Consider the following 18,394-nt stretch of genomic DNA (forward strand, 5'->3'; position numbering starts at 1 on the left):
CTTCAAGGAAGCAGTGATGAGCACCGCACAGAGCACACAGCAGCGGAGAACGCCGGAGGCGGATACCGCGAACACCAAGCCCCGGCGCCAACTGACCCTGGCCCAGCGGGAGAACCGGGCCGGACTGGCTTTCGTCTCGCCCACCCTCCTGGTCGTCCTGGTCGTCGTGGTCCTGCCGATCGCCTGGACCGTCCTGCTGGCCTTCCAGCACGCCCGCCTGGTCGACATCCAGGGCATGGGCTTCCTGTCCAACTGGACCTGGAGCAACTTCAGCGAGGTCTTCACCTCGCCCGGCTTCTGGACCTCCCTGTGGACCACCCTGGTCTACACCGTCGGCGCCACCGCCGGCTCCATCGTCCTCGGCCTGATCGCGGCCCTCGCGCTGCGCCGTCCCTTCCGCGGCCGGGCCCTGCTCCGCGGCACCATGCTGCTGCCGTACGTGGCGCCCGTCGTCGCCGTGACGTTCGTCTGGGAGATCGCGCTCAGCCCGCAGTTCGGCATCGTCAACGAGGTGGGCACCAAGCTGTTCGGCTGGGACGAACCGGTCGCCTTCCTGTCGACCCGGTCCCAGGAGATCTCCCTCCTCGGCTGGCACGTCCACGTGCCGCTGGCCCTGTTCACCGTGATCGCCTTCGAGACCTGGCGCTACTTCCCCTTCGCCTTCCTCTTCCTGATGGCCCGGCTGCAGGCCGTCCCGGAGGGCCTGGAGGAGGCCGCCGTCGTCGACGGTGCCACCATCACCCAGCGCTTCCGCCACATCCTGCTGCCCCAGCTCATGCCGGTCATCGCGCTGCTGGCGGTGCTGCGCTTCATCCTCACCTTCAACAAGTTCGACGACATCTACCTGCTCACGGGCGGCGGCTCCGGCACCGACGTGGTCGCCGTGCGCGTCTACGACTTCCTCACCGCCCGCTACGACGTGGGCGCCGCCGCGGCCCAGGCCCTCGTCCTCGCCGCGATCCTCGCCGTGCTGCTCGGCATCTACTTCAAGTTCTTCGCCAAGAAGGTTCAGGAGGAGGCGTGATGGCCAGTCGTGCACAGATCGAGGACCGCACCTTCGCCGTCCTGCGCTGGGTGGTGATCGCCGGACTGGCCGTCATCACGATCTTCCCCTTCTACTACATGCTGCTGCTCTCGGTGAAGCCGATCGACCAGCTGCTGCTCGACCCCGGCAAGCTGTGGGTCGGCACCTCCGAGTTCACCCTCGACACCTACCGCACCGTCCTCAAGTCGGTGGACGACGGCGGCCAGGGCTTCCTGCGGATGCTCGGCAACTCCGCCTTGGTGGCACTCGGCTCGATGCTGCTGACCCTGCTGGTGTCCGTCCCCGGCGCCTACGCCATCACCCGGCTGAGGTTCTTCGGCGGCCGGCAGGTCAGCGCGCTGTTCCTGGCGGTCTACCTCTTCCCCGCGACGCTGCTCGCGGTGCCGCTGTTCGTCGTGTTCGCCCGCATCGGCCTGCAGGGCAGCCTGTTCGGCCTCGCGATCGTGTACATCGCGCAGACCGTGCCGGTGTCCATCTACATGCTCAAGAACTACTTCATCACCATCCCGGAGAGCATCGAGGAGGCCGCCGCCCTCGACGGCGCCTCGCGGCTGCAGACCGTCCGGCGGGTCGTCCTGCCGCTGGCCGCACCCTCGTTGATGGCCACCGGGCTGTACGTCTTCATGATCGCCTGGAACGAGTTCCTCTTCGCGCTGCTCTTCCTGGCCGCCGATCCGGACAAGTGGACGGTGTCCCTGGGACTCCAGCAGCTCGCCAACGGCATCGAGGTGCCGAAGACCGTCCTCATGGCAGGCTCCGTCGTGCTGACGATTCCCGTGGTACTCCTTTTCTACGCGGCCGAACGGCTCCTCACCGAGGGCCTGACCAGCGGCGCGGACAAGAGCTGAGCACCATGGCCCGACACGAGGGGGAGCGAGCACGGATGGCTACGCCCTGGAGCACCGCCGGACACCTGCTGGAACTGATCAGGACCGGACAGGCGACCACCCGTGGGGAACTCCAGCGCGTGACGGGCCTCTCGCGCTCCACCGTCGGCCAGCGGCTGGACCAGCTCTTCGCCGCCGGCTGGCTGCGGACCGTACCCGGCGGGCAGTCCACCGGCGGACGGCCCTCCACGCACCTGCAGTTCGACGCCGGGCACGCCGCCGTGCTCGCCGCCGACCTGGACACCACCTCCGCCCGCGCGGCGGTGCTGGACCTGTCCGGCCGGGTACTGGCCGAGCACACCGGGGAGTTGCTGCTCGACCAGGGCCCGGACCGGGTGCTGGACGAGCTCGGCCGCTGGTTCGCCAAGCTCGTCGTGGCCGCCGGCGTCCCGGCGGCCACCGTGTGCGGCGTCGGGCTGTCGGTGCCCGGCCCCGTCGACTGGACCACCGGCGTGGTGGTCCGGCCGCCGATCATGCCCGGCTGGGACGGGTACCCCGTCCCCGCCCGCATGCAGGAGGCGCTGGCCCGCCACGCCGGCCTGCCCGCCTCGGTGCCGGTCCTCGTCGACAACGACGCCAACCTGATGGCCCTGGGCGAACAGCGCGACTCCTGGCGCGACTGCTCGGCCTTCGTCCTGGTCAAGGTCTCCACTGGCATCGGCGCGGGCGTCGTCATCGACGGCACCGCCTTCCGCGGGATCGACGGCGGCGCGGGCGACCTCGGGCACATCCGCCTGCACGACGCGTCCGACGCCCTGTGCATGTGCGGCTCCCACGGCTGCCTCGCCGCCGTCGCCAGCGGCCGCGCGCTGGCCGGGCAGCTCAGCGCCCTCGGCGTACCGGCCGGCTCCGCCGCGCAGGTGCGCGAGCACCTCGACGCTGGCCACCCCGACGCGGTGCGCCTCGCCCGCGAGGCCGGCCGGCGCTGCGGCGAGGTGCTGGTCACGGTCGTCACCCTGCTCAATCCCGGTGTCCTGATGATCGCCGGAGACCTCGCCGAGACCCACTTCGTCACCGGGGTGCGCGAACTGCTGTACCAGCGCGCCCTGCCCCGGGCCACCCGCAACCTGCAGGTCGTGACCTCCCGCCTCGGTCACCGCGCCGCCCTCGCCGGCGCCACCGCCATGGTGGTCGAGTACCTCTACGCCCCGGACCAGGCCAACGAACGGCTGGCCGCCGCGGCCCCCAACTGACCCTGGAGCACCACCGTGAACACCCCTGCCCCCGTCGAGGTCGGACTGATCGGCGCCGGCCCCTGGGCCCGCACGATGCACGCGCGGATCCTGGCCGCCGGACCCGAGACCCGGCTCACCGCCGTCTGGGCCCGGCGGACCGAGGCCGCCCGCGAGATCGCCGACACCTACGGCGCGGTGACGGCCGGCAGCCCGGAGGAACTCTTCGACCGCTGCGAGGCGGTGGCGTTCGCCGTGCCGCCCGCCGTCCAGGCCGAACTCGCCGTATGCGCCGCCAAGGCCGGCAAGGCCCTGCTGCTGGAGAAGCCGCTCGGCCCCGACCTGGCCTCGGCACGCGCGGTCGCCGACGCCGTCGCGGAGGCCGGCGTCGTCTCCCAGATGGTGCTGACCAAGCGCTACCAGGCCGAGACCCGCGACTTCCTGCGCCGCGCACAGGAGGCCGAGATCACCGGCGCGCGGTCCTGCTACTTGCACGGGGCCTTCCTGGGCGGGGAGTTCGCCACCGGCTGGCGCCTGGAACAGGGCGCCCTGCTCGACCTCGGCCCGCACCTGATCGACCTGCTCGACGCCGCCGTCGGCCCCATCACCTCCATCCGTGCCACCGGCGACCCCCGGAAGTGGGTCGAGGTCACCTGCGAGCACGAGAACGGCGCGGTCAGCCAGGCCTCCCTCTCCGGCAGCGTCCGGCTGCCGAAGCCCCGGACCCGCATCGAACTCCTCGGCCCGGGCGGAGAGCTCGTGTACGACACCTCCGTCATCGACCACGAGGAGGGCTGGCCCGTCCTGCGCGCCGAGTTCGCCGCCGCCGTCCGCTCCGGCCGCGCGGGCGAGCTCGACGCGCGGCGCGGACTGCGCCTGCAGGAGCTGATCGACGCGGCCCTGCGGTGACGTCCGGCGGTGACGTCCTGCGGTGACGACTGGCGCTGATACCCGGCGGGCATCACAGGGCCGGGAACAGGTCTTGGACGCGCCGCCCGCCCCGCCGGAAGACTCGGAGGTGTCACAGCACACCACGAGAAGGGCGAACGTCATGAAGGTCTTCCTCACCGGAGGCTCCGGCTACGTCGGGCGGGCCACCATCGAGGCCCTGGTGCGCCGGGGCGTCCAGGTCGCCGCCCTGGCGCGCAGCGAGGACTCGGCCCGGACCGTCCGCGACCTCGGGGCCGTCCCCGTACCGGGGGACCTGACCGCGACGAACGTGCTGCGGGCCGCCGCACGCGCCGCCGACGGGGTCGTCCACCTGGGCCAGCACTACGGTCCCGACACCGCCGAGGTCGACCGTGCGGCGGCCGAGGCACTGCAGGACGGCGCCGGGCCGCGTCCCTACGTCCACACCGGCGGGGTGTGGGTCTACGGCGACACCGACGGCGTGGCGGACGAGGACGCCCCGCTCTCCCCGCCGCGCATCACCGCCTGGCGGAGGGAGAACGAGAAGCGCGTCCTGGCCCGCGCCGCGACCGGCGAGCGGCCCGTCCTGGTCATGCCCGGCCTGGTCCACGGCCGCTCGGGCGGGCTCGTCGAGACGTTCTACGCGGCCCCGGGCCGTGAGACCGGTTCCGTGCCCTGCGTCGGCGACGGGGCCAACCACTGGTCGACCGTCCACGTCGACGACGTCGCCGAGCTCTACGTGCTGGCCCTCGACGCCGCGCCCGGCTCCGTCTACGCCGGGGTCGACGACCTCCACCCGACGCAGGCCGAGGTCGCCCACGCGGTCAGCCGGGCGATCGGCCGGCCCGGACCCGTCCGGCACCTGACGGAGGCGGAGGCCGAGCAGCGGATGGGCCCCATCGCGGAGGCCTTCGCCCTCGACCAGCGGCTCACCGGTGCCCGGGCCCGCCGCGAGCTGGGCTGGCGGCCCACCCGGCGCGACCTGGCGGCCGACCTCGCCCGCCCGTGAGCCCGCTCCCCTCAGAAGCGCGGTCCGGGCGGATACGCTCGGATGTGTCCGTCCCGGCGAGGAACGAGGAGGGGCCCGTGGACCTCGATCTCCGCAAGCTGCGGTACTTCGTCGCGGTGGCCGAGGAACTGCACTTCGGCAGGGCCGCGGAACGCCTGCACATCGCGCAGCCCGTGCTGTCGCGGCAGATCAGGGCGCTGGAGGACGAACTCAAGGTGCGGCTGTTCTCCCGCGACCGCCGCAGCACCGAGCTGACCGCCGCCGGCACGCAGCTCCTCTCCGACGCCGGACCGCTCCTGGCGGCCGCCGACGCCACCCGGCGGCGCGTCACCCGTGCTGCCCGGGGCCACGCCTCCTTCACCGTGGGATTCATGCCGGGGCTGATCGTCACGGGTGCCGTGCGGGAGTTCTCCGGCCGGCACCCGGACCTGTCGGTCGAGGTCGTCAGGACGGGCTGGGACGACCAGACGGAGGTCATCCTCGACGGGCGCGTCGACATCGGCTACGTCAGGATGCCCGTCGACACCCGGGGCCTGGCGACCCGCAGCCTCCTCGCCGAGCCCCGCGTCGCCGTCCTGCCCGCGGACCACCCCTGTGCCGGCAAGCCCGTCCTCGGCATCGCGGACCTCGCCGGCGAGCACCTCCTGCAGGACCCGGCCGCCGTGCCCGAGTGGCGGGACGTCGCCCGGGAACCCGCCGGTCCGGGACGCCGGCCGGACGTACCGGTCTTCCGCTCCGTCGAGGAGAAGCTCGAGAGCGTGGCGGCGGGGCGCGGGGTCGTCGTGCTGCCGCTCTCCACCGCGACGTACTACACCCGTGCCGACATCGCCCACGTCGAGATCGAGGACATCGGCCCCAACCGGGTGTTCCTGGCCTGGGACGGCAACCGGCACGACCCGCTGATCGAGGAGTTCGCCGACATCGCCGTCGCCCGCGCCGACTCGTCCGCCTGACCGCTGAACGGTTTCCGCACCCGGTCCGTACTGAGGGCACGGGGACGAGAGGAGAGGCCCCGCGCGAAGGCGCGACGGGGTGGCGGAGCGGGAGAGAGACGCCGATGAATCTTGACGTGGTGGGGGAGCCGGGGCCGACGGGTGCCGGCGGCGAGGCCGACGTCTGGGTGGAGAACTGGGGAGCGCAGGCCATGTGCCGGATGGAGGACCCGGACGTGCTGTTCGTCCAGGGGGCCGCCCAGAAGCGGGTCAAGGCGGTGTGCGGCGGTTGCCCCGTGCGCACCGAGTGCCTGGCCGACGCCCTCGACAACCGTACCGAGTTCGGGATCTGGGGCGGCATGACGGAGCGTGAGCGCCGCGCTCTGCTGCGCCGCCGCCCCACCGTCACGTCCTGGCGCACCCTGCTGCGGACGGCACGCCAGGCCTACGAGCGGGGACCGCAGCGGGCCTCCGCCTGAAGCGCGGCCGCACACCGGCGGCGGCAGGCCCCAGCAGCGTTGTCGGACCACGCTGTTACGGTCACCTGCCATGGCGGCGGACGATGGAATCGCGTGGATCGGCGGGCGCTGGCCGGATTCAGACGACCCCCTCCTGGCGGTGCAGGCCGGTCTCGTGTTCGCGGAGCACGTCGCGCCGCAGGACCTCGCGGTGGTCTTCGGCGCCGTCCCCTGGGAGATCCCCGAGCCCGTCGGCGCCGAGGCCAAGGCCGTCCACGAGAGGACCCACCCCCGCATCCGGGTTCCCGACGAACCCCGCCTCACCGCCTACGGGAAGGAAGGGGACTGGTCCTTCCTCGCCGGGGCCTTCGACTACCTGGTCCACTTCCGGGAGGGCTTCGCGCTGCCCCGGGGGACGGGCCGGGCGGTCCTCCTCTACAACATCGCCGCAAAGGGCATGTACTGCATGGCCTACTTCGAGGACGGCCGCCAGGTGTGGAGCGGCGAGATCCACGGCCGCTTCGCCGGCGCGGCCGGACCGGACGGCGGACACTACTTCGACCATGCGCCGGAGATGTCCTTCCTCAACTGGGCCATGCACGACGCGGGATGCCGTCCCGAGGTCCGCTACGCCGCCGGGCGCCCGGTCTTCGAGGACGAAGGCCGGATCACCGACTGGCGGGAGCGGTTCCTCAAGGGACTGGAGATCGCCTTCGGGATCTCCGTGTGCCAGGAGGCCTTCGACGCGGGCCAGTACCCGCTGGCCTCCGTGTGCGAGTCCTGATCACCGCCGGGCCGTTCGAGGGCGCCGGACGCAACCGGGCCGGGCGATCGGGCACCATGGCCCGGTGAGCGCCATCGTCGAGTTCTTCGTGGCGCCGGGTGACGAGACGGCGGCCGCGGTCGTGGTCGGCGGCCCCGGCGGGGCGTTCGAGTCGCTGAAGTACGGCAACTTCGACGCCGAGGAAGCGCTGATCGAGTGGGAGGGCATCGTCACCGGCCGGAGCTTCGGCGAACTCGTCGACGCCGGTGTGCCAGAGCCGTCGCCGCCGCCGGCGACTGGGAGGGTCCCGTCGTCCTCGCCGTTTCCCGAGTCCTTCAGGACGCGCTCGCCGCCGCCGACGCGTCCCGGCTCGCCGAGATCGGCGAAGCGTGGATCCGGCAGCGGGCGGCGGAAGGGGAGGTGCTCGACCACGAGATCGTGACCGAGATCCTGGGCGGTCTCGCCCGGCTGGCCCGCGACATCGGCGGGTGGGACGGCCACCGCCTCCACTGCTGGACGGCGTAGGGGCGCGGGCGTCACCGCCGGTCAACTCCCGCTCGGTCATGCGCCCGTGTCAGTCCGGCGCGCCAGTGCCGTCGATCGCCGTGGCGACGGGCCCGCCCTCGCCGTACGCGTCGAACCCGACGATCCTTCCCTCCTCGACCGTGAAGACGTGAACGACCGCGGAGTCGAAGGGCCCGCCGGTCCCTCGGCCCGCGCCCTGCGTGCGTCCCACGGCGACGACCTGGCCGCCCTCCTCGAAGAGCCGGTCGATCTCGATGCGGCTCTCGATCATGTGGAACGTCCTCTTGAATAACGCCGCGAAACCGGCGAGTCCGGGGTCCGCGCCACCGGCAGGCAGTGCGTCCGTCACCCGGATCCGGATCCCCGGGGAGGCGATGGCGGCCAGGGTGTCCCGGTCGGACCGCAGCATGGCGTCGTACATCGCCTCGGCGACCTCCTGTGGGGCCGCGCTCCCGGATCCTGGCGTCTCGGGCATGGCGATCTCCTGAGGTGATTCAAGGATCAACTGTTGGGAAGGTTGTCGGATCGTAGGCGAGCATAGGGGAATCGGGGGTTCCTTCGCCGGACGGTCCGAAGGGCGGGACCCGGCACACGTTCCGTGGCCCGCTCGGGGCGTGCCACGGGTCAGGACCGAACACCTCGTGGCGGATCGCCGCGGGAGCCACCCCGGCCGGGTCCTCGTACCGGACGTGCGGCCGCCCGCCGAGCCGCCGCACGCACTCCTCCGCCTCGCAGCGCAGCGGATGCGTCCACGAGGTGCGGTCGTCGTCGGGGACCACCTCGCCGTACGGCGTGACATCCGGACGGTGACCCCGAGCCCCAGGTGCTCGTGCGGGAAGAGCGACAGGCGCCGACGACAGGCCGGCTGAACTGGCGCAGCCGGAACGCGCCGTCGGGCAGCGCGACGGCCATGGTGATGTACGGCCCGGCCGGGGAACGGCCCGGCCGCGGCGCGCCCACCGGGCCGCGCGCGGCCTTCGGGCGGGGCGCGTCAGCCGAGCCCGTCGAGGAATGCGGCCATCGCCTGGCGCAGCGCGTCCGGGCGCTCCAGGTGCAGGTCGTGGCCGGTCCCCGGTACGCAGACGGCCACCGCCCGCGGCTGCCGGCGGCACATCTCCTCGGCCTCCGAAGCGTGGCCACCAGCCGTCCTCGCGCCGCTCCAGGCCCTCCGCCCAGCCCCGGCCGACCGGGCCGCCGCCGAGGAACGCGGCGGCGGACTCCACCGAGGGGAAGGGCACCGGCCAGGAGTCCAGCCACGCCCCGATGTCCGCGGGAACACTCGGGTTCGGTCCTCCGGGTCCCGCCTCGACCAGCACCAGGGCGCGGACCAGATCCGGGCGGGCCGCGGCCGTCAGCATCGCCGTGTGGCCGCCGAGCGACTGGCCCACCAGGATCACCGGCCCGGTGCCCGACGCCTCGGCGACGGCCACGGCGTCGTCCACGTAGGCCGCGCGGGATACGTCCCCGGGGCGCCGTTCGGAGGCGCCGTGCCCCCGCTGGTCCACGGCGACCACGCGATGACACGGGCTCAGCCACCGCGCGGTGTCGTCCCATTCGCCCGCGTGCCCCGCCCGGCCGTGCAGCAGCACCACCGACGGCTCCGGACCCGGCCGCACGCGGCACTCCAGCCGTACGCCCTCGCGGACCACCGTCATCCGGGACCACGTCATCGACAACCCCCTCCGTCGTCCCGCACCCTGCCGGACGCGGCGTCCGCCCGCAAACGACACCTCCCGGGGCCGCTCGCGAAAGCGGCCTCCGGGTGCCTTTCGGCGGTTTCTTCCCGGGCACCCACCCCGGTGGTACGGTCCGGTCCAGTCGTGGCCCCGTCCGGAGGGTGACGAGACGCACCCGAGGACGACCGGCGAGGGAGAAGCGCGACGTGAGACGGATGACGGCCCGTCCGGCCAACGGCCATCAGGCGCGGGTGCTGCGCCTGCTGCGCGACGCCGGCCCGCAGTCGCGGGCCGTGCTCGGCGACCAGGTGGAGCTCTCCCGGTCCAAGCTGGCCGTCGAGGTCGAACGCCTTCTGGAGACGGGGCTCGTGGTCCCCGACGGACTCGCCGCCTCCCGCGGCGGACGGCCCTCCCACAACCTGCGCCTCGCGCCCTCGCTGCGCTTCCTCGGCGTCGACATCGGCGCCACCTCGGTGGACGTCGCCGTCACCAACGCCGAGCTGGAGGTGCTCGGCCACCGTGCCGCGCGGTTCGACGTGCGTGAGGGACCGGTCGCCGTGTTCGAGCAGGTCCTGGCCATGGCGGCCGAACTGCGCGCCGCCGGCGCCGCGGAGAGCTTCGACGGGGCGGGGATCGGGGTGCCCGGTCCGGTGCGCTTCCCCGACGGCGTGCCGGTCGCCCCGCCGATCATGCCCGGCTGGGACGGATTCCCCGTCCGGGAGGCGATGAGCCAGGAACTCGGGTGTCCCGTCCTCGTCGACAACGACGTGAACCTGATGGCGCTGGGGGAGCAGCACGCCGGGGTCGCCCGTTCCGTGCGGGACTTCCTCTTCGTCAAGATCGGCACCGGGATCGGCTGCGGCATCGTCGTGGGCGGTCAGGTCCACCGGGGTGTCACCGGCAGCGCCGGGGACATCGGCCACATCCAGGTGGTGCCGGGCGGGCTCCCCTGCGCCTGCGGCAACCACGGCTGCCTGGAGGCCTACTTCGGGGGCAGCGCCCTGGCCCGGGACGCCGCCGCCTCGGCCGCCGTCGGGGAGTCGGCGTCGCTCGCCGAGCGGCTGGCCTCGGCGGGCACCCTGACCTCCGCCGACGTGGCGGCCGCCGCGGCGGGCGGGGACGGAGTGGCACTCGACCTCATCCGGCAGGGCGGCAACCGCACCGGCCAGGTGATCGCCGGCCTGGTGAGCTTCTTCAACCCCGGACTCGTCGTGATCGGCGGTGGGCTCACCGGCCTGGGGCACACGCTGCTGGCGAGCATCCGCAGCCAGGTGTACGGCCAGTCGCTGCCGCTCGCGACCGGCAACCTGCCGATCGTCCTCAGCGAACTCGGCCCGGCCGCAGGCGTGGTCGGCGCCACCCGTCTGATCAGCGACCACGTCTTCTCGCCGGTGTGACCCCCGGCGGCACCGCCCGCCGGTACGCGGGGACGTCGCCCGCCGTTCGCCACGGCGCTGCCCCGCGTTGGGCGCCCCCCGTGTCCACTTCCCTTGCGTCGCAGGTGAGTTGGCACGCCTCAAGACTTTGTCCTGGAACCGGAAAAAGACCTTCCCGATTCCTGCGCAACTTCTTCCCCCACTGGGCGGGCGCTGCTACTTTCCCATCGAAAGCCTGACGGAGCGGGACCGGCCGATGCCGGTCCGGTATCCCCATGCCGCGGCCGGGGGAGGTGAGGGGCACGTGAGACGCATGACAGCTCGACCCGCCAACGCGCACCAGGCGCGGCTCCTGCGGCTGCTCCGCGACGGCGGGCCCAACTCCCGTGCCCAGATGGGGGACCAGATCGACCTGTCCCGTTCCAAGCTCGCCGTCGAGGTCGACCGGCTGCTGGAGACGGGCCTCGTCGTCGCGGACGGACTCGCCGCCTCGCGCGGCGGACGGCGTTCGCACAACATCAGGCTCGCGCCCTCACTGCGCTTCCTCGGCGTCGACATCGGCGCCACCTCGGTGGACGTCGCCGTCACCAACGCCGAACTGGAGGTGCTCGGCCACCTCAACCACCCGATGGACGTGCGCGAAGGACCGGTCGCCGTCTTCGAGCGGATCCTCGAGATGGCCGCCAAACTCCGCGCCGCCGGCCTTGCCGAGGGCTTCGACGGGGCGGGGATCGGGGTGCCGGGACCGGTGCGCTTCCCCGAGGGCGTCCCCGTCGCCCCGCCGATCATGCCCGGCTGGGACGGCTTCCCGGTCCGCGAGGCACTCAGCCAGGAACTGGGCTGCCCCGTCATGGTCGACAACGACGTGAACCTGATGGCCATGGGGGAGCAGCACGCCGGGGTCGCCCGCTCCGTCGGCGACTTCCTCTGCGTCAAGATCGGCACCGGCATCGGCTGCGGCATCGTCGTCGGCGGTGAGGTGCACCGCGGTGTGACGGGCAGCGCCGGCGACATCGGCCACATCCGGGTCGAAGCCGACGGGCGTGCCTGCGCCTGCGGCAACAAGGGCTGCCTGGAGGCCCACTTCAGCGGCGCCGCGCTCGCCCAGGACGCCCTGGAGGCGGCCAGGACGGGACGGTCCGCCGCCCTCGCCGCCCGCCTCGAGGCGGCCGGGCAGCTCTCCGCCGTCGACGTCGCCGCGGCGGCCGCGGTGGGCGATGCGGCGGCGCTGGAACTCATCCGCGAGGGGGGCAACCGCGTCGGGCAGGTCATCGCCGGACTCGTCAGCTTCTTCAACCCCGCGCTGGTCGTGATCGGCGGCGGCGTCACCGGCCTCGGCCACACGCTGCTCGCCAGCATCCGCAGCCAGGTCTACCGCCAGTCGCTGCCGCTCGCGACCGGCAACCTGCCCATCGTCCTGGGTGAACTGGGTCCCACCGCCGGTGTGATCGGCGCGGCCCGGCTCATCAGCGACCACGTGTTCTCCCCGGCCTGATCCCCCCACCGGCCGCACGCTCCACCGGCACCACGGCACCACCGGCTCCACCTGCACGCTCCGCACGCGCACGTGTCACCCGCACCCGCCGAGGGGATCGTCATGGCACCTGAACCACCGGCACCGCCGCCGCCCCCGACAGCAGCGCCGCTGCTCACCATGTCCGGCATCACCAAGTCCTTCCCCGGCGTCCGCGCCCTGGACGGCGTCGACCTGGACGTCCAGGCCGGCGAGGTGCACTGCCTCCTCGGCCAGAACGGCGCGGGGAAGTCCACCCTGATCAAGGTGCTCGCCGGGGCCCACCAGCCCGACGGCGGCGAGATCACCTGGCGCGGGGAACCGGTGGCGCTGAAGTCGCCGATCGCCGCCATGCGGCTCGGCATCGCCACCATCTACCAGGAACTCGACCTGGTCGAGGGGCTGTCGGTGGCCGAGAACGTCTTCCTCGGCCACGAGCCGACCACCGCCGGGTTCGTCGTGCGCGGGGGTGACGCCCGCCGGGAGGCCGCCGTCCTGCTGCGCCGGCTCGGCCACGCCGAGATCGACCCGGCCCGCCACGTCGGCGACCTCTCGGCCGCCCAGCAGCAGATCGTCTCGATGGCCCGCGCGCTCTCCCACGACGTGCGCCTCATCGTCATGGACGAGCCGTCCGCCGCGCTCGACCCGGAGGAGACCGACAACCTGCTCCGCATCGTCGGGCAGCTGACCGCCGACGGCGTCGCGGTCGTCTACATCTCCCACCGGCTCGAGGAGATCCGCCGCGTCGGCGACCGGGTCACCGTCCTCAAGGACGGCCGCGCGGTCGCCGGGGGGCTCCCCGCCAAGTCCATGCCGACACGGGACATCGTGGCGCTCATGACGGGCCGCGACGTCGAGTACGTCTTCCCGCCGCGCCCGGCGGGACCGCGCTCCGGCGACCCCGTGCTGCGGGTCGAAGGGCTCGCCAGGGACGGCGAGTTCGCCGCCGTCGACCTGGAGGTGCGCCCGGGCGAGATCGTCGGGCTCGCCGGACTCGTGGGCTCCGGACGCTCGGAGATCCTCGAGACGCTCTACGGCGCCCGGAAGCCCACCGCCGGCCGGGTCACCGTCGACGGCCGTCCGCTCAAGCCCGGCAGCGTCCGGTCGGCCGTCCGCGCCGGGCTGGGACTGGCACCCGAGGAGCGCAAGGCCCAGGCGCTGCTGATGCTGGAGTCCGTCACGCGCAACGTGTCGGTCTCCACCCTCGCCCGCTTCTCCCGGGCCGGCTGGCTGGACCGCAAGGAGGAACGGCGGGCCGCCCGGGAGTCCACCCGGTCGCTGTCGCTGCGGCCCGACAATCCGGACGCCCGGGTGCGCACCCTGTCCGGAGGCAACCAGCAGAAGGCCGTGCTGGCCCGCTGGCTGCTGCGCGGCTGCCGCGTCCTGCTGCTCGACGAGCCGACCCGCGGCGTCGACGTGGGTGCCCGCGCCGAGCTCTACGCGGTGATCCGCAGGCTCGCCGACGACGGCCTGGCCGTACTGCTCGTGTCCAGCGAGGTCCCCGAGGTCCTGGGGCTCGCGGACCGGGTGCTGGTGCTCCGCGAGGGACGCGTCGTGCACGCGGCGCCCGCGACGGAGCTGGACGAACACCGCGTACTCGACCTCGTCATGGAAGGGAGCCCGAGCCGATGACGCAGCCCGCCTCCGAGGCCCCGCAGGCACCGAAGCCGCCCGCGGAAGCGCCTCCCGTCACGAAGGGCGGCGACCGGCGCCCGGCGCTGGGGTTCCACGCCGACCTCCGGAACCTGTCCCTGCTCGGCGTCCTCGCCGCCCTCGTCCTCGTCGGAGGCATCACGCAGCCCGACAGTTTCCTGGACGTCTCCAACCTCCAACTGGTCCTCACCCAGGCGTCCGTCATCGGTGTCGTCACCGTCGGCATGACCTTCGTGATCACCAGCGGGGGCATCGACCTGTCCGTGGGCGCGATCGTCGCCCTCGCCTCCGTGTGGGCGACGACGCTCGCCACCCAGGAGTACGGCTTCACCGGCATCCTGTTCACCGCGGTCGTCGTCGGCGTCGGCTGCGGGCTGGTCAACGGGGTGCTCATCGCCTACGGCGGCATGGTGCCGTTCATCGCGACCCTGGCCATGCTCGCCTCGGCGCGCGGGCTCGCCCTGTACCTCACCGACGGCAAGACGCAGATCGTCACCGTGTCCTCGGTGCTCGACCTCGGCCTTCCCGACAGCTACGTCCTCGGCGTCCCGCCGCTGGTGCTGGTCTTCGCCGCGGTCACCGTCGTCGGCTGGCTGGTGCTGAACCGGACGACCTTCGGACGCAGGACGGTGGCCGTCGGCGGCAACGCGGAGGCGGCCCGCCTGGCCGGCATCGACGTCCGCCGGCAGCGGCTCTACCTCTACCTGCTGTCCGGGCTGTGCTGCGGCATCGCGGCCTTCATGCTGATCATCCTGTCCGGCTCGGGCCAGAACACCAACGGCAACCTCTACGAACTCGACGCCATCGCCGCGGCGATCATCGGCGGCACGCTGCTCAGCGGCGGCCGCGGCACGATCGTCGGCTCCGTCCTGGGCGTGCTGGTGTTCATCACCATCCAGAACATCTTCGCCCTCAACAACCTGGAGAGCGCCGTCCAGCAGATCGCCAAGGGAGCGATCATCGTGGCCGCCGTCCTGGTCCAGCGCAGCACCGTGCGCAACGGCGACGGCTGACAAGGCCCGTCGCACCCCGCTCCACCCGACAACCCGCACGCGCCCCGCACCGCCCTATCCCGGAGGGTTTCACCGCCATGCCACGAATCCCGGTCACCAGCCGCAGAGGACTGCTCTTCGGCGCCGCCGCCGTCTCCGCCGGAGCGGCCCTCACCGCCTGCACCAGCAACGAGCCGAAGAAGGCCGGCACGGCCGCCACCACGGCGGCCGCCGCCGACGACAAGCCCGGCACGCCGGTCACGATCGGCTTCGCCGGCCCGCAGGCCGACCACGGCTGGCTCAACGCCATCAACCAGAACGCCAAGGACCGTGCCGCGAAGTACTCCGAGGTGACGCTGGAGATCACCGAGGGCTCCAACGACACCGCCGCCCAGATCGGGCAGATCCAGACCCTGATCAACAAGAAGGTCGACGTCCTGGTCATCCTGCCGGCCGACGGCAAGGCCCTCACCCAGGTGGGCCTGCAGGCCATGAAGGCCGGCATCCCGGTGATCAACCTGGACCGGATCTTCGCCTCCCCGCAGGCGTACCGCTGCTGGATCGGCGGCGACAACTACGGCATGGGGCTCAACGCCGGCCGCTACATCGGCGAGCAGCTCAAGGACAAGCCGGACGCCAAGGTCGTCGAGCTCGCCGGCATCGACAACCTGGAGCTCACCCGGCAACGCACCCAGGGCTTCGACGACGCCCTGAAGAACTACCCCAACATCAAGAAGGTGGCCCGGCAGGCCGCCGAGTTCACCGTCGAGACCGGCCAGGCCAAGATGGCCCAGCTGCTGCAGGCGCAGAAGCAGTTCGACGCGCTGTGGAACCACGACGACGACCAGGGCGTCGGCGCCCTGCGCGCCATCGCGCAGGCGGGCCGCGACGACTTCTTCATGGTCGGCGGCGCCGGTTCCAAGGCGGCGATGGACGCCATCAAGGCCGACAACGGCGTGCTGAAGGCCACCGTCCTCTACCCGCCCACCATGGCCGCCTCCGCCATCGACCTGGCCCGCGCGCTCGGCCAGAAGAAGGGCGTCGGCGGGATGGCGGAGCTGGAGATCCCCGCGTCGATCACCCTGTACTCCGCCGTCGTCACCAAGGAGAACGTCGACGAGTACCTGCCGACGGGCTTCATTTAACGGATCCGCCCCGCCCGTCCGAACCGAGCAACCGACGAGGAGCAACGGCATGGCTGATATGGCCGGCAACGAAGACAGTGAGGCAGGGGCCGCTTCGCCGGCGCTCGGCATCGGCATGGTCGGCTACGCCTTCATGGGCGCCACCCACTCCCACGCGTGGCGCACCGTGGGCCACGTGTTCGACCTGCCGATGAGGCCCGTCCTGGCCGCGATCGGCGGCCGGGACGAGGGGGCCGTCCGGGCCGCGGCCGCCCGGCACGGCTGGGCGGCCGCGGAGACGGACTGGCGGGCCCTGGTGGACCGGGACGACGTCCAGCTGGTGGACGTGTGCACCCCCGGTGACAGCCACGCCGAGATCGCCGTCGCGGCGCTCGAGGCGGGCAAGCACGTGCTGTGCGAGAAGCCGCTGGCCAATTCGGTCGCCGAGGCCGAGGTCATGGCCGCGGCGGCCGAACGGGCCGCCGCCCGCGGCCAGGTGGCCATGGTCGGCTTCAACTACCGGCGGGTGCCGGCGGTCGCCTACGCCCGCCGGCTCATCGCGGACGGGAGGGTCGGCGCGATCCGCCACGTGCGGGTGACCTACCTCCAGGACTGGCTGGTCGACCCGGACTTCCCGCTGACCTGGCGGCTGAAGCGCGAGTACGCGGGTTCGGGGGCGCTGGGGGACCTCGGCGCGCACGCCGTCGACCTGGCCCAGTACCTGGCGGGGGAGCTCCTGGTGGGCGTCTCGGCGCTCACCGAGACCTTCGTGCGGGACCGGCCCGAGCTGGACGGCGCCTCGTCGGGGCTGTCGGCCTCCGGGGGCGGACGGCGGGGACCCGTGACGGTCGACGACGCGGCGCTGTTCACCGGGCGCCTCACCTCGGGGGCGCTCGCCTCGTTCGAGGCCACCCGGATGGCGTCGGGGCGCAAGAACGCCCTGCGGCTGGAGATCAACGGCGAGCGCGGCTCACTCGCCTTCGACCTGGAGCGGCTGAACGAGCTGTCGTTCCACGACCACACCGAGCCCGCCGAATCGGCCGGCTTCCGGCGGATCCTGGTCACCGAGCCGGGGCATCCGTACCTTGAGGCCTGGTGGCCGCCCGGCCACGCGCTCGGCTACGAGCACACCTTCACCCACCAGGCGCGCGACCTCGTCGTCGGCATCGCGGAGGGGGTCGCCCCGGCGCCCTCCTTCGCCGACGGCCTGCAGGTGCAGCGCGTCCTGGCGGCGGTGGAGGAGAGCGCCGAGAAGAACGCCGTCTACACCCCCGTCCACACCCCTGTCCCGTCCTGACCACGCCCGCATCGAGGAGGTCCTCGCCGTGCCACGACCCTTCACCCTCTTCACCGGCCAGTGGGCCGACCTGCCCCTGGAGGAGGTCTGCCGGCTCGCCCGTGACTTCGGTTACGACGGGCTCGAACTCGCCTGCTGGGGCGACCACTTCGAGGTCGACAAGGCCCTCGCCGACCCCGCGTACCTGGACGGGCGGCGGGCACTGCTCGACAAGTACGGACTGAAGTGCTGGGCCGTCTCCAACCACCTGGTCGGCCAGGCCGTCTGCGACAACCCGATCGACGAGCGCCACAAGGGGATCCTGCCCGCCCGCATCTGGGGCGACGGTGAGCCGGAGGGCGTGCGGCAGCGCGCCGCGCGGGAGCTGGCCGACACCGCGCGCGCCGCGGCGGCCTTCGGGGTGCGCACCGTCATCGGCTTCACCGGATCGTCGATCTGGCACCTGGTCGCCATGTTCCCGCCGGTCCCGGAGCGGATGATCGAGCGCGGCTTCGAGGACTTCGCCGAGCGGTGGAACCCGGTCCTCGACGTCTTCGACGCCGAAGGGGTCCGCTTCGCCCACGAGGTCCACCCGGCCGAGATCGCCTACGACTACTGGACCACCCACCGCGCGCTGGAGGCCGTCGGCCACCGGCCGGCCTTCGGGCTGAACTTCGACCCGAGCCACTTCGTGTGGCAGGACCTCGACCCCGTCGGGTTCCTGTGGGACTTCAAGGACCGCATCTACCACGTCGACTGCAAGGAGGCCCGCAAGCGCCTCGACGGCCGTAACGGGCGCATGGGCTCCCACCTGCCGTGGGGCGACCCGCGGCGCGGCTGGGACTTCGTCTCGGCCGGGCACGGCGACGTGCCGTGGGAGGACGTGTTCCGGATGCTGCGGTCGATCGGATACGACGGCCCGATCTCGGTCGAGTGGGAGGACGCCGGGATGGACCGCCTCGCCGGTGCGCCGGAAGCGCTTTCTCTCCTGAAGCGGTACGACTTCGACCCGCCGACGGCTTCCTTCGACGCCGCGTTCGGAGGCAACGACTAGGGCGTCACCGCAGGTCACAGCAGACAGTCC

The 18,394-nt window shown here is 72.8% G+C and carries 18 protein-coding genes; 16 read left to right on the forward strand and 2 right to left on the reverse strand.

Features of this window, described 5'->3' with window-relative positions; all coding sequences use genetic code 11:
- Positions 1-16 precede the first annotated feature (16 nt).
- The 9 genes from ACFZAU_RS02605 (at position 17) to ACFZAU_RS02645 (ending at position 7,617) form a co-directional block, all read left to right on the forward strand.
- Complete coding sequence (locus tag ACFZAU_RS02605) at positions 17-1,024, forward strand: carbohydrate ABC transporter permease (protein ID WP_500550734.1); 1,008 nt, start codon at positions 17-19, stop codon at positions 1,022-1,024.
- Positions 1,024-1,893 (forward strand): carbohydrate ABC transporter permease, encoded by an 870-nt coding sequence (locus tag ACFZAU_RS02610; RefSeq protein WP_499605348.1) that lies wholly within the window; start codon positions 1,024-1,026, stop codon positions 1,891-1,893. Before ACFZAU_RS02605 ends, ACFZAU_RS02610 begins: the two co-directional genes overlap by 1 nt.
- Positions 1,894-1,928: 35 nt before the next feature.
- Positions 1,929-3,125, forward strand: a complete 1,197-nt coding sequence (locus tag ACFZAU_RS02615; RefSeq protein WP_500550735.1) for an ROK family transcriptional regulator — start codon at positions 1,929-1,931, stop codon at positions 3,123-3,125.
- Between the two features lie 75 nt (positions 3,126-3,200).
- The gene (locus tag ACFZAU_RS02620; RefSeq protein WP_500551109.1) at positions 3,201-4,013 is read left to right on the forward strand and encodes a Gfo/Idh/MocA family protein; all 813 of its coding nucleotides are present in this window, start codon (positions 3,201-3,203) and stop codon (positions 4,011-4,013) included.
- A 142-nt stretch (positions 4,014-4,155) separates the two neighbouring features.
- Complete coding sequence (locus ACFZAU_RS02625; protein ID WP_500550736.1) at positions 4,156-5,022, forward strand: NAD-dependent epimerase/dehydratase family protein; 867 nt, start codon at positions 4,156-4,158, stop codon at positions 5,020-5,022.
- A gap of 77 nt (positions 5,023-5,099) precedes the next feature.
- On the forward strand, positions 5,100-5,975 hold the full coding sequence (locus ACFZAU_RS02630) for a LysR family transcriptional regulator (protein WP_500550737.1): 876 nt from the start codon (positions 5,100-5,102) through the stop codon (positions 5,973-5,975).
- Between the two features lie 104 nt (positions 5,976-6,079).
- Positions 6,080-6,433 (forward strand): WhiB family transcriptional regulator, encoded by a 354-nt coding sequence (locus ACFZAU_RS02635; protein ID WP_499605340.1) that lies wholly within the window; start codon positions 6,080-6,082, stop codon positions 6,431-6,433.
- Between the two features lie 70 nt (positions 6,434-6,503).
- A complete protein-coding gene (locus ACFZAU_RS02640; RefSeq protein WP_500550738.1) occupies positions 6,504-7,196 on the forward strand; it encodes a hypothetical protein in 693 nt (230 codons plus the stop codon).
- Between the two features lie 64 nt (positions 7,197-7,260).
- The gene (locus tag ACFZAU_RS02645) at positions 7,261-7,617 is read left to right on the forward strand and encodes a hypothetical protein (RefSeq protein ID WP_500550739.1); all 357 of its coding nucleotides are present in this window, start codon (positions 7,261-7,263) and stop codon (positions 7,615-7,617) included.
- Between the two features lie 132 nt (positions 7,618-7,749).
- Here ACFZAU_RS02645 and ACFZAU_RS02650 read toward each other — a convergent pair whose 3' ends face one another.
- Both ACFZAU_RS02650 and ACFZAU_RS02655 read right to left on the reverse strand, forming a co-directional pair.
- Complete coding sequence (locus ACFZAU_RS02650) at positions 7,750-8,175, reverse strand: nuclear transport factor 2 family protein (protein ID WP_500550740.1); 426 nt, start codon at positions 8,173-8,175, stop codon at positions 7,750-7,752.
- A 19-nt stretch (positions 8,176-8,194) separates the two neighbouring features.
- The gene (locus ACFZAU_RS02655; protein WP_500550741.1) at positions 8,195-9,370 is read right to left on the reverse strand and encodes an alpha/beta fold hydrolase; all 1,176 of its coding nucleotides are present in this window, start codon (positions 9,368-9,370) and stop codon (positions 8,195-8,197) included.
- Between the two features lie 221 nt (positions 9,371-9,591).
- Here ACFZAU_RS02655 and ACFZAU_RS02660 point away from each other — a divergent pair, with 221 nt between their 5' ends.
- The 7 genes from ACFZAU_RS02660 (at position 9,592) to ACFZAU_RS02690 (ending at position 18,364) form a co-directional block, all read left to right on the forward strand.
- Positions 9,592-10,773: an ROK family protein gene (locus ACFZAU_RS02660; RefSeq protein WP_500551110.1), complete on the forward strand. Its 1,182-nt coding sequence runs from the start codon at positions 9,592-9,594 to the stop codon at positions 10,771-10,773.
- 292 nt (positions 10,774-11,065) lie between these two features.
- Positions 11,066-12,247 carry an ROK family protein gene (locus ACFZAU_RS02665; RefSeq protein WP_500465746.1) on the forward strand — a complete coding sequence of 394 codons (1,182 nt, stop codon included), beginning with the start codon at positions 11,066-11,068 and terminating at the stop codon, positions 12,245-12,247.
- A gap of 102 nt (positions 12,248-12,349) precedes the next feature.
- A complete protein-coding gene (locus ACFZAU_RS02670) occupies positions 12,350-13,897 on the forward strand; it encodes a sugar ABC transporter ATP-binding protein (protein ID WP_500550742.1) in 1,548 nt (515 codons plus the stop codon).
- Positions 13,894-14,931 carry an ABC transporter permease gene (locus ACFZAU_RS02675; RefSeq protein ID WP_499605324.1) on the forward strand — a complete coding sequence of 346 codons (1,038 nt, stop codon included), beginning with the start codon at positions 13,894-13,896 and terminating at the stop codon, positions 14,929-14,931. Before ACFZAU_RS02670 ends, ACFZAU_RS02675 begins: the two co-directional genes overlap by 4 nt.
- A gap of 77 nt (positions 14,932-15,008) precedes the next feature.
- A complete protein-coding gene (locus ACFZAU_RS02680) occupies positions 15,009-16,055 on the forward strand; it encodes a substrate-binding domain-containing protein (protein WP_499605322.1) in 1,047 nt (348 codons plus the stop codon).
- 49 nt (positions 16,056-16,104) lie between these two features.
- The gene (locus ACFZAU_RS02685; RefSeq protein ID WP_500550743.1) at positions 16,105-17,331 is read left to right on the forward strand and encodes a Gfo/Idh/MocA family protein; all 1,227 of its coding nucleotides are present in this window, start codon (positions 16,105-16,107) and stop codon (positions 17,329-17,331) included.
- Between the two features lie 28 nt (positions 17,332-17,359).
- A complete protein-coding gene (locus ACFZAU_RS02690; protein ID WP_500550744.1) occupies positions 17,360-18,364 on the forward strand; it encodes a sugar phosphate isomerase/epimerase family protein in 1,005 nt (334 codons plus the stop codon).
- The last annotated feature ends 30 nt before the right edge of the window (positions 18,365-18,394 follow it).

This window comes from Streptomyces sp. NPDC008238 (assembly GCF_042956445.1).
GTDB lineage: Bacteria > Actinomycetota > Actinomycetes > Streptomycetales > Streptomycetaceae > Actinacidiphila.

Coding starts and splice junctions, on each gene's coding strand:
- ACFZAU_RS02605 (WP_500550734.1), top strand. CDS start 17: ATGAGCACCGCACAGAGCACACAGCAGCGGAGAACGCCGGAGGCGGAT.
- ACFZAU_RS02610 (WP_499605348.1), top strand. CDS start 1,024: ATGGCCAGTCGTGCACAGATCGAGGACCGCACCTTCGCCGTCCTGCGC.
- ACFZAU_RS02615 (WP_500550735.1), top strand. CDS start 1,929: ATGGCTACGCCCTGGAGCACCGCCGGACACCTGCTGGAACTGATCAGG.
- ACFZAU_RS02620 (WP_500551109.1), top strand. CDS start 3,201: ATGCACGCGCGGATCCTGGCCGCCGGACCCGAGACCCGGCTCACCGCC.
- ACFZAU_RS02625 (WP_500550736.1), top strand. CDS start 4,156: ATGAAGGTCTTCCTCACCGGAGGCTCCGGCTACGTCGGGCGGGCCACC.
- ACFZAU_RS02635 (WP_499605340.1), top strand. CDS start 6,080: ATGAATCTTGACGTGGTGGGGGAGCCGGGGCCGACGGGTGCCGGCGGC.
- ACFZAU_RS02640 (WP_500550738.1), top strand. CDS start 6,504: ATGGCGGCGGACGATGGAATCGCGTGGATCGGCGGGCGCTGGCCGGAT.
- ACFZAU_RS02650 (WP_500550740.1), bottom strand. CDS start 8,175: ATGCCCGAGACGCCAGGATCCGGGAGCGCGGCCCCACAGGAGGTCGCC.
- ACFZAU_RS02655 (WP_500550741.1), bottom strand. CDS start 9,370: ATGACGTGGTCCCGGATGACGGTGGTCCGCGAGGGCGTACGGCTGGAG.
- ACFZAU_RS02660 (WP_500551110.1), top strand. CDS start 9,592: ATGACGGCCCGTCCGGCCAACGGCCATCAGGCGCGGGTGCTGCGCCTG.
- ACFZAU_RS02665 (WP_500465746.1), top strand. CDS start 11,066: ATGACAGCTCGACCCGCCAACGCGCACCAGGCGCGGCTCCTGCGGCTG.
- ACFZAU_RS02670 (WP_500550742.1), top strand. CDS start 12,350: ATGGCACCTGAACCACCGGCACCGCCGCCGCCCCCGACAGCAGCGCCG.
- ACFZAU_RS02675 (WP_499605324.1), top strand. CDS start 13,894: ATGACGCAGCCCGCCTCCGAGGCCCCGCAGGCACCGAAGCCGCCCGCG.
- ACFZAU_RS02680 (WP_499605322.1), top strand. CDS start 15,009: ATGCCACGAATCCCGGTCACCAGCCGCAGAGGACTGCTCTTCGGCGCC.
- ACFZAU_RS02685 (WP_500550743.1), top strand. CDS start 16,105: ATGGCTGATATGGCCGGCAACGAAGACAGTGAGGCAGGGGCCGCTTCG.